This is a genomic window from Streptomyces sp. ST2-7A (assembly GCF_021390475.1).
GTDB lineage: Bacteria > Actinomycetota > Actinomycetes > Streptomycetales > Streptomycetaceae > Streptomyces.
In genome coordinates, this window is record NZ_JAJUWS010000023.1 from 58,619 (window position 1) to 73,503 (window position 14,885).

Here is a 14,885-nt window from a genome sequence, read left to right on the forward strand (position 1 = left end):
CCGTCGTCCAGCCGATCCGTCCCGGGTCACCGACCCGCCCGTGCGGCCCCGCCGCAGAAAGGTGTTCCTCCGCCATGGCGCTCACCCTGTACGTCGACACCGACCGCTGGCGTGCGCACCAGCGGTCCGTGCTGGTCGACTTCCCGGATCTCGTCCCGGTCTGCAAGGGCAACGGCTACGGCTTCGGCCACGAGCGGTTGGCCGAGGAGGTCTCGCTGCTGGACCTGCCGATGATCGCGGTCGGCACCACCTACGAGGCGGCCCGCATGCGCGAGTTGTTCAGCGGTGACATCCTCGTGCTGACTCCGTACCGTCGCAACGAGGAACCCGTGCCGCTGCCGGACCGCGTGGTGCGCTCCGCCTCCTCGGTGGACGGCGTGTACGGGCTGGTCGGCTCGCGGGTCGTCGTCGAGGTGATGAGCTCCATGCGCCGGCACGGCGTGACCCCCGGCGAGTTGGGCAAGCTGCGGGCCGCCCTGGAGGACGTGCGCCTGGAGGGCTTCGCGATCCACCTCCCGCTGGACCGCACCGACGGCACGGACGCCGTGGAGGAGGTCATCGGCTGGATCGACCGACTGCGGTCCGCCCGGCTGCCGCTGGAGACGATGTTCGTCAGCCATCTCAGCGGTGAGGAGTTGGCCCGTCTGCGGCAGCAGTTCCCGCAGACCCGCTTCCGGGCCCGGGTCGGGACCCGGCTGTGGCTGGGCGACCACGAGGCGACGGACTACCGGGGCACCGTGCTGGACGTCACTCCGGTGGCCAAGGGCGACCGCTTCGGCTACCGGCAGCAGAAGGCGCCGGGGGACGGCTGGTTGGCGGTCGTCTCCGGTGGCACCTCGCACGGGGTGGGGCTGGAGGCGCCCAAGGCGCTGCACGGCATGACCTCCCGGGCCAAGGGGGTCGCGCGGGCGGGCCTGGCGACGGTGAACCGCAACCTCTCGCCGTTCGTGTGGGACGGCAAGCAGCGGTGGTTCGCGGAGCCGCCGCACATGCAGGTGTCGATCCTCTTCGTGCCCGGTGAGGCCGCCGGGCCGCAGGTGGGGGACGAGATGCGGGCGATCCTGCGGCACACCACCACCCAGTACGACAGGGTCGTGGAGAGCTGAGGACCGCACCGGGGGTTCCGGGGGCCCGCCCGGCCCTCCCCCGCGCCCCGACGGATCCCGACCGCGGAGACGGTGGCGGGCCCCGCGTCACACGGCGGCCGATCGGCCGCCGACCGGGTCGTCGATCAGCTGTCGATCTCGCCCCGGATGAACTTCTCGACCTCGTCGCGGGCCACGTCGTCGAAGTACTGCACCGGCGGGGACTTCATGAAGTAGGAGGACGCGGAGAGGATCGGGCCACCGATGCCCCGGTCCTTGGCGATCTTCGCGGCGCGCAGGGCGTCGATGATCACGCCGGCGGAGTTGGGGGAGTCCCAGACCTCCAGCTTGTACTCCAGGTTCAGCGGGGCGTCACCGAAGGCGCGACCCTCCAGGCGGACGTAGGCCCACTTGCGGTCGTCCAGCCAGGCCACGTAGTCGGACGGGCCGATGTGGACGTTCTTCTCGCCCATGTCGCGGTCGGGGATCTGGGAGGTGACGGCCTGCGTCTTGGAGATCTTCTTGGACTCCAGCCGGTCGCGCTCCAGCATGTTCTTGAAGTCCATGTTGCCGCCGACGTTCAGCTGCATGGTGCGGTCCAGGATGACGCCCCGGTCCTCGAACAGCTTGGCCATCACGCGGTGGGTGATGGTCGCGCCCACCTGCGACTTGATGTCGTCACCGATGATCGGCACACCGGCGGCGGTGAACTTGTCCGCCCACTCCTTGGTGCCGGCGATGAAGACGGGCAGCGCGTTGACGAAGGCCACGCCCGCGTCCAGGGCGCACTGCGCGTAGTACTTGGCGGCGTCCTCGGAACCCACCGGCATGTAGCAGACCAGCACGTCGGCGCGGGTCTCGCGGAGCACCTGCGTCACGTCCACCGCGGGCTCGTCGGACTCGACGATGGTCTCGCGGTAGTAGCGGCCCAGGCCGTCGCGGGTCTCGCCGCGCTGGACGTTCACACCGGTCGGCGGGACGTCACAGATCTTGATGGTGTTGTTCTCACTGGCGCCGATGGCGTCGGCCAGGTCGATGCCGACCTTCTTGGCGTCGACGTCGAAGGCGGCGACGAACTCGATGTCCCCGACGTGGTACTCGCCGAACCGGACGTGCATCAGGCCCGGGACCTTGCTGTCCGGGGCAGCGTCCTTGTAGTACTCGACGCCCTGTACCAGCGAGGCGGCGCAGTTGCCCACGCCGGCGATGGCTACGCGAACCGAACCCATTCCGGTTGCTCCCTAAATGTTCTCGACGATTCCCCGCGTCCTCGCGGGGTTTCAGGTGGTGGTGTCCTCGGAGGGATCCGGTCCGGCGTCGCCCCGTTCCCGGGGCGGGCCGTCCGGTTCTCCCGGCGATGACGGGGTGGCGGAGGCGGAGGTCTCGTCGGCCCCCGACTCACCGGACGTCGGACGACGCCCCCGTCGGTCGCGTCCTTCCCGCTCGCTCTCGATCAGCTCGTTGAGCCAGCGGACCTCGCGCTCCACGGATTCCATTCCGTGGCGCTGCAACTCGAGGGTGTAGTCGTCCAACTTCTCGCGGGTGCGGGCCAGCGAGGCCCGCATACGGTCCAGCCGTTCCTCCAGCCGGCTGCGACGCCCCTCCAGGACGCGCATCCGCACATCGCGGGAGGTCTGTCCGAAGAAGGCGAAGCGCACGCCGAAGTGCTCGTCCTCCCAGGAGTCGGGCCCGGTCTGGGCGAGCAACTCCTCGAAGCGCTCCTTGCCCTCGGCGGTGAGACGGTAGACGATCCGCGCCCGACGTCCGGTGAGCGGGGCTGCGACCGGTTCCTCCGGGCCGTGGCCCGATTCCTCGGTCAACCATCCCTGCCCCACCAGCGTTTTCAGACACGGGTAGAGGGAGCCGTAGCTGAAGGCACGGAAGACGCCGAGGGAGGTGTTCAGTCGCTTGCGCAGTTCGTAGCCGTGCATCGGGGCTTCGCGGAGCAGGCCGAGAACGGCGAACTCCAGCACGCCGGAGCGCCTGCTCATGGAGAGTCGCCACCTCCGTCCGCATAGCGCCGTCGTGCCCGTTCATGCCGTGTTCCGTACCGATGCCGGGGCGATCGATCGATCATCGATCCCCTTCCACTGCCCGCCCGCGAGGGGTGGTGTACCGACCCGATGTATCGAGTCGATACATCTGAACGATAGAACGCCGCGGAGGGTACGGCAAGAAGAAACGGGGGCGACGGGAGGGTGAAGGGGATCACATCCGGGATTCCCCGCACACACGTTGTCTCCTATGCCGGAAATGCGCGCGAAAGGCATGTTCCCTCCCTGCGTACGCTGGTGCCGTGCAGCACACATGCGGGGCAGCCGGGAACCACGGGGCGCGCGGAAGCGTCCTCCTCCGTGGTGTCGTGTGCCCTGAGCCGTTGGCTGAAGCACACATCGGGGGAGTGGAGTGGCCGGCGGCGACGGATACCGCCGGTCCCAGACGTCTGTGTCCGTCCTAGGAGAAGCTGTCCCATGAGCGAGCACCGTCGCAAGCCGCCGCAGTCGCGCGGCCGCCGCGCCGCGGGATCCTCCGGCCGCCGGGCCGCCCCGCCGCCCGGTGGACACCGGGGGGAAACGTCGGCCTTCGGCAACGAAGGCCCGGAGGGCCCGCCGGGCGGCCGCGCCGGGTCCCGCCGCGCCCCGCAGGGCGGCGGTCGTCGGCGCGCCGCCGGAGGTGCCGCCGCACTGGGTGCCGGAGGCGCCGCCGCGGCCCTGCCCGCCGGCCGCTCCGGGCGCCGACGGGCCCCCGAGATGCCGGAGAAGAAGCGCCTGATCGACTACCCCCGGGCGGGGAAGTACGGCGCGTGGCGCTGGATCCCGTCCTGGAAGCAGTGGCTCGCCGCCGCGGTCGCCTGCTGCGGCATGATGCTCGGCATGGTCGGCCTGGCCTACGCGATGGTCGATGTCCCCGACCAGAACATCGCGGCCAAGCAGCAGAAGAACGTCTACCACTGGGCCGACGGCACCCAGATGGTGGTCGCCGGTGGCGGTGAGTTCAACCGGCAGAACATCCCGCTGGAGCAGATGCCGACGCATCTGCAGGAGGCGGTGATCGTCGCCGAGAACCACACCTTCCGCGACGACAGCGGTGTTGACCCGGTGGGCATCGCCCGCGCGGTGGTCAACATGGCCCGCGGCGGCAACACCCAGTCCGGTTCGACCATCACCCAGCAGTTCGTCAAGAACAACTTCCTCACCCAGGAGCAGACCCTCGAGCGCAAGTTCAAGGAGCTGATGATCTCCGTCAAGGTGGGGACCCAGATGGAGAAGGACGACATCCTCGAGGGGTACCTCAACACCGCCTACTTCGGACGCGGCGCCTACGGCATCCAGGCCGCCTCCCACGCCTACTACGGCAAGGACGCGGAGAAGCTCGACCCGAGCGAGGCCGCGTTCATGACCACCCTGCTCAAGGGCCCGGACTACTACGACCCGGCCGGTGGCACCCGGGGCGAGGGCGCCGCGCAGGAGAACCTGGAGCGGGCCGCCGACCGGTGGGCCTGGGTGCTGGACCGACGCGTCGAGGTGGGCACCCTCGACACGTCGGAGCGCCGGGAGTACAACGAGTTCCCGATGCCCAAGCCGCCGCGCACCGCCACCGAGAAGGCGGGCCAGATCGGCTACCTGACCGACCTCGTCGACGGCTACATCACCGCCAACGAGATCCTGACCGTCGAGGACCTCGCCCGCGGCGGCTACCAGATCCACACCACCTTCGACCGCCAGAAGATGAAGGAGATGGAGGACGCGGTCAAGGAGGTCATGGAGAACTTCGACCCCGAGGAGCGGGAGGCCGACCGCTACGTGCAGTTCGGCGGCGCCGCGGTGGTGCCGAAGGACGGCGCGATCGTCGCCCTGTACGGCGGTGTCTCGGCCACCGAGCACTTCGTCAACAACGCCAACCGCGAGGACGTACAGGTCGGTTCGACCTTCAAGCCGTTCGTGTTGGCGGCGGCGCTGCGCGACGGTGTCCGCGACCCGCTCAAGCCGGCCGACCAGCCCGACGACGCCCGCACCCCGCTCTCCCCGGAGAGCGTCTACAACAGCGAGAACGGGCTCCTCATCGAGTACTGGAACGGTGAGGTCTGGAAGGGCGAGGACCCGGACACCGGCGAGGACGTGGAGCTGCGCCAGAACAACTTCGAGGGCAACGAGGAGGGTGAGATCACCCTGCGCCGGGCCATGGAGGTCTCGGCCAACTCCCCCTTCGTGCAGCTGGCGATGGACATCGGCATCAACCGGGTGGCCCGGGCCGCCATCGACGCCGGTCTGCGCGAGGGCAGCCTCGGCCCCCACAACGACAGCGTCCCCTCCTTCGCCCTGGGTGTCTCCACCCCCAGCGCCATCCGGATGGCCGACGGCTACGCCACCTTCGCCGCCAGCGGCGAGCAGGCCGAGCCCTACTCGGTGACCCGGGTGGAGGACAAGGACGGCGTCCTCTACGAGCACGAGACCACGCTCAAGCGGGTCTTCGACACCGCCGTCGCCGACAACGTCACCAATGTCCTGGCGGACGTCGTGGAGAACGGCACCGGCAAGCCGGCACAGGAGCTGGGACGTCCGGTGGCGGCCAAGACCGGCACCACCGATGACAACGTCAGCGCCTGGTTCGTGGGGTACACCCCGCATCTGTCCACCGCGGTCGGCATGTTCCGCTACCCGCAGGAGCTGGAATCGGGCGATCCGGACCGCCGCTTCATGTCCATGCAGGGCACCGGTGGCGTGCCGAAGGTCCACGGCTCCGGCTTCCCGGCCGACGTGTGGGTGAGCTTCATGAAGGAAGCCACCAAGGACGACGAGAAGACCGCCTTCCCCGAGGCCCGCGACATCGGTGAGGTCTGGTACGGCGCCGGCGCCCGCAGCCCGGAGCCCACCCCCGTCGAGACCATCGAGGAGGTCGAGGAGGTCGAGGAGACCGAGGAACCGGAGCCCGAGCCGGAGCCGGAGCCCGAGCCGGAGCCCGAGCCCGAGCCGGAGCCCGAGCCGGAGCCCTCCGACGGTGACAACCAGGGCAACGGCGGCTGGTGGACCGGCGGCAACAACAACGGCGGTGGCGGCAACAACGGTGGTGGCGGCAACGTCACCGGCGGGGAAACCGGCGCCGACGGCGGTGGGGAGACCGTCGGCGAGACCGGTGACGACAGCGGCGCCGACGAGGGAACCACCGATCAACCGAGCGGCGGCCAGGGAGCGATCCTGGGCCGCAACAGCGGGGGCACCGGCTAGTCCGGTACCCGGGGAACCGCGGCCCGGCCGGGCCGGACCGCGGTCCTGATCGCCCGGCGAGGGGCCGTGCGGCAGGATGTGGGTCATGGTGCACAGCGACCCGCCGTCCTCCGCACGGCCCCTTCCGCGTGCCGGGGCGCCGGAGGAGCCGGCCCGGGCGGGCCGGGTGGTGGACGCGGCGGGCCGGGCGGCGGGCCGGGGAGCGGGCCGGTCCGCGCCTCGCGGGAGATCCGGGGACGCCGGGCGGGACCCGGTGGCCGAGGCCGGCAGCGAGCTGATCGGGGGTCCGCGCGGCCGACACGCCGGGGTCGGCGTCGGCTGGTGGACGCCCCTGCGGGTGGTGGCCCTGACCTCGATCGGGATGTTCGCGCTCGGCATGGTGCAGAAGCTGCCCTGCTGGACCACCGGCTGGTTCCACGGCGCGGCCACCCAGTACACCGCCGCCTGCTACTCGGACATCCCCCACCTGTACCGGGCGCGCGGCTTCGCGGACGGTCTGATCCCCTACCTCGACCGCATCCCCGAGGAGTTGGGGGCGGGGATGGAGTTCCTCGAGTACCCCGTCCTGACCGGCGCGTTCATGGAGGTGACGGCCTGGCTCACCCCCGGCGGTGCGCAGACCTACCGCCCCGAGCAGTACTACTGGTCGGTGAACGCGGGCCTGCTGATGATCTGCGCCGTGGTGATCGCGCTGTGCGTCTCCCGGATCCACCCCCGCCGTCCACTGGACGGCCTGATGGTGGCGCTCTCCCCCGCGCTGGCCCTCACCGCCACCATCAACTGGGACCTCTTCGCCGGCGCCCTGTTGATGGTCGCCCTGCTGCTGTGGTCCCGTGGTCGGCCGTTCGCGGCGGGCGTGCTGATCGGTCTGGCGACCGCCGCCAAGCTGTACCCGGTGCTCGTGCTGGGGCCGCTGCTGTTGCTGTGTCTGCGTGCGGGCCGGTTCCGTCCCCTCCTCGCCGCCTGCTGTGGTGCCCTGCTCTCCTGGACGGCGGTCAACCTGCCGGTGATGGTGGTGGCCCGGGAGGGATGGGCGACCTTCTACACCTTCAGCCGGGAACGCTCCGTCGACTTCGGTTCGCTCTGGTTGCTACTGGTCCAGCGCACCGACCTCTCCCTCGGCACCGAGCGGGTGAACCTGCTGGCCACCGGGGCGACCCTGGCGGGCTGGGCGGTCCTGGTGGTGGTGACCTTCGTGGCCCCCCGCCGTCCGCGCCTGCCACAACTGGTCTTCCTGGCGGTGGCGATCTTCATCCTCTTCAACAAGGTGTACTCACCCCAGTACGTTCTGTGGTTGATTCCGCTGGCCGTCCTGGCCCGACCACGGTGGCGGGACCTGCTGATCTGGCAGTCCGCCGAGGTGTTGTACTTCCTGGCGATCTGGATGTATCTGGCACAGACCACCGGGGAGCCGGGCCTGCCCCGGGGCGGCTACCACTTCGCCATCGCCCTGCACCTGGCCGCCACCGCGTACCTGTGCCTGGTGGTGCTGCGGGATACCCTGCGACCGGATCGGGATCCGGTGCGCGCCGACGGCTCGGACGACCCGGCGGGCGGGGTGCTGGACGGCGCGGCGGACCGATTCGCCTTGCGACCCCACATCCCGTCTCCCCCGCCGGACGGCCGAAGGGTCGTGCTCGAGCGGGCCGGAGCGGGAGACGGCGGCGGAGGGAAACCTCCGGCGGCGCCGGCGGGCATCGCGTTTCACGTGAAACAACGCCCCGAATCCGAAAGGGCCGGAAAGCCCGGCACGCCCGGCACGCCCGACGAGAAGACCACCCGGGACGCCGGGCCGTCGGAGCGGAACGATTCCTGATGTCGGTCATCGCGGATGTGCGGACCCTCTGGCGGTTCCGCGGCTTCCGGCGACTACTCGCCGTTCGTCTGTTCTCCCAGTTCTCCGACGGCGTCTTCCAGGTGGGGCTGGCGACCTACGTGGTCTTCTCCCCGGAGCAACAGGCGACCCCGGCCGACATCGCGGCGGCGATGGCGATTCTCCTGCTCCCCTACTCGGTCCTCGGCCCCTTCGCCGGCGTCCTGCTCGACCGCTTGAGCAGACGTCAGGTGCTGCTGTACGGGAACCTGTTGCGCGCCGGCCTCACCGCCGCCAGTTGCACGCTGGTCCTGGGCGGGGCCCCCATCTGGCTGTTCTACCTCTCGGCTCTGATGGTCACGGCGGTCAACCGCTTCATCCTCGCCGGGCTCTCCGCCTCGCTGCCCCGGGTGGTGGACCGGGAGCGCCTGGTGGTCGCCAACTCCCTCTCGCCGACCGCCGGGACGGTGGCCGCCACCATCGGCGGTGCCTCCGGATTCGCCCTGCACGCGGTGGTGGACACCCGGGGTACGGGAGATGTCCTCGCGCTGATCTGCGCCTCGATGATCTACGTCCTCGCCGGCATGGCGGCCCTCTCCCTGGGGCGCGATCAGCTCGGCCCCGAGCCGGGGGAGGCCCGGGGGACGGTGCGCCGGGCCCTGCGGGAGACCGTGCGCGGCCTGATCGACGGCCTGCGACACCTCGCCCACCGCCTCCCGGCGGCACGCGTTCTGGGCGCGCTCGGTGTGATGCGCTTCTGCTACGGGGCGCTGCTGGTGACCGTCCTGATGCTGGCCCGGCACGCCTGGGGCGGGGACGCCGAGGTGGGCGCCGGGATGGCGATGCTGGGACTGGTCGTCGCGGTCTCCGGGGCCGGCTTCTTCGTCGCGGCGGTGCTCACTCCGTGGGCGGTGGAGCGACTCGGGCGACTGGGGTGGTTCGCCGTCTGCGCCACCATCGCGGCCGTGTTGGTGCCGGCACTGGGGCTGACCTTCCGTCCGGTGCCCGTCCTCATCGCCTCCTTCGTGCTCGGCGTGGTCACCCAGGGATCGAAGATCGTGACGGACACCGTGGTGCAGTCCACGGTGGACGACGGCTTCCGGGGTCGGGTCTTCTCCCTCTACGACATGTTGTTCAACGTGGCCTTCGTGGGAGCCGCGGGGGTGGCCGCCCTGATGCTGCCCCCCGACGGTCGCTCCGTACCGCTCCTGGCGGCGGTCTCGCTGCTGTACGCGATCACGGCGGTGGCGGTGCACCGCTTCCGCCGTCTCGGCTGAGATCGGCGGGGAGCCCGCGGAGAGCCCGCGCGCGTCACCATCGAGCCCTCATCGAGTCGATGGGAGACCCGCCCGGTACCTCCCCGTACACCCCATGTAGATGTCACATCAATGCCACAGAACCCCCGGAGGTTTGAAAGTTTTCCCCACGGATCCCCGCCGACCACTAGGGTTCCGAAGGCGACAAGATGCGCCACGCAAGGATGTTTCGGAGGGGACCGACATGAGCACGCCGCCGCCCGCTGGGGCCAATCCGTACGGCTCGTCACCGCAGCCCGGCCAGCAGCCGCCGCAGCCCGGCTACGGCTATCCGCAGCAGCCGGGAGCCCCGGCCGCCGGTGCTCGGCCGACGGCGGGTTTCGGCGTCCCCGGCTCGGCCCCGCAGGCCGGCTTCGGCGCGCCGGGTGCCCCCGGCGCCCCCGGCCCCGAGGAGCCCAAGAAGAACAAGAAGTGGCTGCGCGCGGTCGGCCCGGTGGTGGCGCTCGCGATCGCGGGTGGCTTCTACTTCCTCGGCGGCAGCGACGCCAAGGGCTCCGAGGTGGGGGACTGCCTGCGCAACGAGGGCACCATGGTCTCCCCGGACATGAAGAAGGTCGACTGCGCCTCGGACGAGGCCGAGTACAAGGTCCTGGAGCGAGTGGAGGGCGACACCTCCGACACCGTCTGCGAGAACGTGGCGAACTCCACCATCCAGTACTACGAGGAGCAGAGGGGCCGGACTTTCTCGCTCTGCCTGAGCCAGGTCTGACACCCACGGGACGGGCCGTCGAGTACGACGGCACACGTGGTTCTCCCGGCACCGCGAGAAGAGGGGCACGTTTCACGTGAAACGTGCCCCTCTTCTCGTGTTCCTCCAGCCGCCCCTGAACACTCGACTCCTCGTCCGGGGGATACCGCCCGGGCTCTGCGGGGGCGTGGCCTCACAAAACGAGCCGGATGACCGGACGCGGGTCCCCCATCGTCTCCGAGGAGAACGCTCCCGGGGCCCACCTCACGGTCACCACCGCGCGACCACTCGCATCGATACCCGGCCGGGTCGAGCGTCACATCACGCCATCCCCACCGCCACCGCCCCCGGCGAACGGGGAAACAGCAGGTACAGCGGCCGGCGAAACGTCGGGGTGCCGTCAGCCCGGGCGGCGCGGAACCGCTCAGGCCCCGCCGTCCCCCTCGGCGGCCCACCACTCCTTCAGCGCCGCCTCCGCGCCCTCCGGTCCCAGCGGCCCCTTCTCCAGCCGCAACTCCAGCAGGTGCCGGTAGGCACGACCCACCCCCGGCCCCGGGCCGATCCCCAGTACCCGCATGATGTCGTTGCCGTCCAGGTCCGGGCGGAGGGAGTCCAGCTCCTCCTGCTCCCGGAGCCGCTCGATCCGCTCCTCCAACGCGTCGTAGGAGCGGGAGAGTGCGACGGCCTTCCGCTTGTTGCGAGTGGTGCAATCGGACCGGGTCAGCTTGTGCAGCCGGTCCAGGAGCGGACCGGCGTCCCGCACGTACCGCCGCACCGCCGAGTCGGTCCACTCCCCGCTGCCGTACCCGTGGAAGCGCAGGTGCAGTTCGACCAGCCGCGAGACGTCCCTGATCATCTCGTTGGAGTACTTCAGCTTCCCCATCCGGGAGCGGGTCATCTTCGCCCCCACCACCTCGTGGTGGTGGAAGGAGACCCTGCCGTCCTTCTCGAACCGTCGCGTCCTCGGCTTGCCGATGTCGTGCAGCAGGGCCGCCAGCCGCAGCACCAGGTCCGGGCCGTCGTCCTCGAGATCGATCGCCTGCTCCATCACGGTCAGGCTGTGCTCGTAGACATCCTTGTGCCGGTGGTGCTCGTCGCGCTCCAGCCGCAGGGCCGGGAGTTCCGGCAGCACCCTCGCCGCCAGGCCGGTGTCCACCAGCAGGGCCAGCCCCTGCCGGGGACGGGCGCCCAGCACCAGCTTGTTCACCTCGTCGCGCACCCGCTCGGCGGAGACGATGTCGATCCGCTCGGCCATCGCCGTCATCGCCGCCACCGTCGGCGGGTCCACCTCGAAGTCGAGCTGGGAGGCGAACCTCGCGGCGCGCATCATCCGCAGCGGATCGTCGGTGAAGGAGTCCTCCGGGGCCCCCGGGGTGCGCAGCCGGCGCCGGGCCAGGTCCTCCAGACCACCGTGGGGGTCGATGAAGGCCTTCTCCGGCAGGGCCACCGCCATCGCGTTCACCGTGAAGTCCCGGCGGAGCAGGTCGCCCTCGATCGAGTCGCCGTAGGCCACTTCCGGCTTGCGGGAGGAGGAGTCGTAGGACTCGGACCGGTAGGTGGTGACCTCCAACTGGAAGTCCTGTTTGCGGCAGGCCACCGTCCCGAAGGCGATGCCCACCTCCCACACCGCGTCGGCCCACGGCTTGACGATCCGCAGCACCTGCTCCGGCCGGGCGTCGGTGGTGAAGTCGAGGTCGTGTCCGAGACGGCCCAGTAGCGCGTCCCGCACGGACCCGCCCACCAGCGCCAGGGAGAATCCCTCCGCCTCGAAGCGCCGGGCCAGGTCGTCGGCCACCGGGGAGACCCGCAGGAGTTCGGTCACCGCCCGACGTTGGGCCTTCCCCAGTTCCACCGGCCCACCGGCTGTGGAGGCGCCGGTCTCCGCCGGCTCCCGGGTCGTGGAGGTGGTACCGGCATCGCCGGCGCCTACGGTGCTGTCATTCCTGTCGTTCGGCACAACAGCACAGGGTACGTGGGTTTCCGCACCCGTTCCGCACCCGTTCCGCTTCCCGCGCCGTACGCGGCCCCGGTCCCACACCCCCGATCCCCCGGTCCCGGCATCGGTTCCCCGGACCACCCCCGCGGACGGGTGCCGGGGCATCCCGCGAGCCGCCCCGGACGGCTTCCGGCGGGTCATGCGGCGTGTCATACGGCTCCCGCCCGCCGGCTACCATGAGCAGCACAGTGAGTGGCAGCGGCGTTGAGGGATCGAGGCATGGGCGTGGCCGAACCTGTGGGGACCGCATCCCGTGAGCCGTCGGGCGGGCGGCGGGCCCTCCGCTGTCTGCTGGCCGCCCTGGGTCTCTCCCTCCTCCTGTCGCCCCTCTCCGGCGGGGCGGTCCTCCTGGCCGCCGCTCCGGCGTCCGCCGAGGAGACCCCGGACGGCACCCCCGCCGCGGAGGACACGGACATCGGCGCGGCCCGGGTGACCGTCACCGAGGTCTCACCCGCCGTACCGGGCCCGGACTCCGTCATCACCCTGCGCGGAACCGTCACCAACACCGGTGACTCCACCATCACCACCGCCGGCGCCGCCCCCCGGCTCGCGGTACCCCTCACCGACCGGGCCGCCATCGACGCGGCCGGCTCCCGTCAGGGCTTCGACATCGGCCTGGACGGTTCCTACCTGAGCGGGTACGGGGTCGAGCTGGAGCCGATCGCACCGGAGCAGGCCCGTCCCTTCACCCTCCGGGTCCCGATCTCCGAACTGGGCGCCGGAACAGCCGGCGTGCACCAGGTGACGGTCGCGGTGACCGGCCGCACCGAGGCCGAGCAGTGGGACCAGATCCTCGGTGCCGGGCGCGTCGTGCTGCCCCTGGCCGGTCCGGAGGGCCGGGAGGAGGAGGACGGTGGTACGGCCCTGACCGTGCTCTGGCCGCTGATCTCCACCCCCCACCTGCTGCCCGGCTCCCGCAACGGCGACGAGCAGGTGCCCGTCCTGCGGGACGACACCCTCCTCACCGAGATCTCCTCCGGCGGTCGGCTGCACCAGATGGTGAACCTCGGCGCCGATCTGCCGGTCACCTGGCTGATCGACCCCGACCTGTTGGCCTCCGTGGACGCCATGACCGACGAGTACCGGGTGCAGGGCCCCGAAGGGCTGGTCGAGGGACAGGGCCAGGAGGTGGCACGGGCCTGGCTGCACCGCCTCCGGGAGGCGGTGGCCGACGCGGAGGTCGTCGCACTGCCCTACGCCGACCCCGACCTGGCCTCCCTCGCCCACCAGGGCAAGTCCGTCCCCGGTACCCTCGCCCAGCTGCGGGCCGCCACCCAGCTGGCGCCGGTGACCGTGGAGACCATTCTGGGGGTGCGCCCCCTCACCGATTTCACCTGGCCCGTCGAGGGCGCCCTGGACCCGGAGATCGTCTCGGTCGCCACCTCCGCCGGGGCGCAGTGGATCATCGCGCGGGACGACAGCGTCCGCACCGGCACCGGGGAGAACCACACCCCCTCGGCCGCCGGTCCCATCGGTGGCGGCGTCACCGCCGTGGTGGCCGACTCCCGGATCTCCTCCCTGGTCGATGGCCGGATGAGCCGGGCGGGAGAGGTCACCACCGCCCGCCAGTCGCTGCTGGCGCACACGCTCGCCGTCGCCGACCAGACGCCGGCGGCGGAGCGGCACATGGTCCTGGCCCCTCAACGGATGCCGACCACCGCCGGTGCCCGGGCTCTCGCGGAGGCCGTGGAGACGCTGGCGGAGGAGGCCGACTGGGCCCGCTTCGCCGATCTCGACGAGGCCGCGCGCGCCGAACCCGACCCGCTGTCCGCCCTCTCCGTCGCCGGCACCGACGCCTACCCGGAGAGGCTGCGCGAGCGGGAACAGCCGACCGGCTCCTTCGAGGCCATGCGGGAGACCCGACGGGCCCTGGACGACTTCGCGGTGATCCTCACCCGGGCCGACCGCGTGGTCACCCCCTTCGGCAACGCCATCCGCCGCGAGATGTCCACCTCCTGGCGCGGTGACCCCGTGGACGCCGCCCGCTACCGGGCCGAGGTCCGTGCGGAGCTGCGGGACCTGACCGAGCAGGTTCACCTGATCGAGAAGAGCCCTATCACCCTGTCGGGACGCAGTGCGATCATCCCGGTGACGGTGCAGAACGACCTCATGCAGGACGTGCAGGGGCTGGAGTTGCGGCTCACCTCCAGTCGGCGGATCGGCCTGGAGGTGGACGAGGCGCGCGAGGTCCTCGTGGGCGGGGGGCACAGCCAGTCCGTCAAGTTCGAGGCCACCGCGCGAGCCAACGGCCGCACCGTGCTGGAGGCCCAGCTGTACACCGCCGACGGCAAGCCGTACGGCGAGGCGATGCGATTCCACGCCCGGGTCACCTCCATCACCTCGGCGGTGATGTTGGTGATCGCCGGCGGGGTGTTGCTGGTGGTGCTGGCCGGTATCCGCGTGTACACCCAACGGAAGCGGGCGGAGGGCGCCGCCGGAGCGGCCCCGGAGGAGCCGGCGGGTCCCGGTGGCGGGGCACCCGACGGAACCACCGGGGAAATCCCGGACTCCGGTCCCGCCTCCGGCACCGGCACCGACACCGACACCGGCACCGGCACCGGCACCGGCACCGGCACCGACGGGGAAACCCCCCGGGGCCCCGGTGACACGGCCGATCCGCCCGCCCCGGGCACCCCGGCGGGTGAGCCGGGGGCCGACACCGCCGGCGGCGACACGGCGTCCGTCCGACGGGGTGAGACAGTGGAGCGCGGCCGATGACCCGGGACCGCCGCGTTCCGCGCGGGCGTCCGGGCATCCGTCGG

The 14,885-nt window shown here is 71.4% G+C and carries 9 protein-coding genes; 6 read left to right on the forward strand and 3 right to left on the reverse strand.

The genetic code is table 11. The annotated features are described in order from the left end of the window. Window positions 1-74: 74 nt before the first annotated feature. Window positions 75-1,106: an alanine racemase gene (locus tag LZF96_RS15420; protein ID WP_233871943.1), complete on the forward strand. Its 1,032-nt coding sequence runs from the start codon at window positions 75-77 to the stop codon at window positions 1,104-1,106. Window positions 1,107-1,231: 125 nt separating this feature from the next. Here LZF96_RS15420 and LZF96_RS15425 read toward each other — a convergent pair whose 3' ends face one another. Next, complete coding sequence (locus tag LZF96_RS15425; RefSeq protein ID WP_233871946.1) at window positions 1,232-2,314, reverse strand: inositol-3-phosphate synthase; 1,083 nt, start codon at window positions 2,312-2,314, stop codon at window positions 1,232-1,234. Window positions 2,315-2,365: 51 nt separating this feature from the next. Further along, window positions 2,366-3,076: a PadR family transcriptional regulator gene (locus tag LZF96_RS15430; protein ID WP_233871948.1), complete on the reverse strand. Its 711-nt coding sequence runs from the start codon at window positions 3,074-3,076 to the stop codon at window positions 2,366-2,368. A 480-nt stretch (window positions 3,077-3,556) separates the two neighbouring features. On the opposite strand from LZF96_RS15430, the gene LZF96_RS15435 reads away from it, so the two are divergent. The 4 genes from LZF96_RS15435 (at window position 3,557) to LZF96_RS15450 (ending at window position 10,148) form a co-directional block, all read left to right on the forward strand. Further along, window positions 3,557-6,310: a transglycosylase domain-containing protein gene (locus tag LZF96_RS15435; RefSeq protein ID WP_233871951.1), complete on the forward strand. Its 2,754-nt coding sequence runs from the start codon at window positions 3,557-3,559 to the stop codon at window positions 6,308-6,310. An 85-nt stretch (window positions 6,311-6,395) separates the two neighbouring features. Beyond that, on the forward strand, window positions 6,396-8,126 hold the full coding sequence (locus LZF96_RS15440; RefSeq protein ID WP_233871954.1) for a glycosyltransferase family 87 protein: 1,731 nt from the start codon (window positions 6,396-6,398) through the stop codon (window positions 8,124-8,126). Then, entirely contained in the window at window positions 8,126-9,400 is a 1,275-nt protein-coding gene (locus LZF96_RS15445) for an MFS transporter (RefSeq protein ID WP_233871957.1), read from the forward strand. Before LZF96_RS15440 ends, LZF96_RS15445 begins: the two co-directional genes overlap by 1 nt. Before the next feature lie 223 nt (window positions 9,401-9,623). Continuing rightward, the gene (locus tag LZF96_RS15450; protein WP_233871960.1) at window positions 9,624-10,148 is read left to right on the forward strand and encodes a hypothetical protein; all 525 of its coding nucleotides are present in this window, start codon (window positions 9,624-9,626) and stop codon (window positions 10,146-10,148) included. Between the two features lie 403 nt (window positions 10,149-10,551). Here LZF96_RS15450 and LZF96_RS15455 read toward each other — a convergent pair whose 3' ends face one another. Continuing rightward, on the reverse strand, window positions 10,552-12,084 hold the full coding sequence (locus tag LZF96_RS15455) for a CCA tRNA nucleotidyltransferase (protein WP_374203247.1): 1,533 nt from the start codon (window positions 12,082-12,084) through the stop codon (window positions 10,552-10,554). A 264-nt stretch (window positions 12,085-12,348) separates the two neighbouring features. Here LZF96_RS15455 and LZF96_RS15460 point away from each other — a divergent pair, with 264 nt between their 5' ends. After that, a complete protein-coding gene (locus LZF96_RS15460) occupies window positions 12,349-14,841 on the forward strand; it encodes a DUF6049 family protein (RefSeq protein ID WP_233871963.1) in 2,493 nt (830 codons plus the stop codon). Window positions 14,842-14,885: the final 44 nt, after the last annotated feature.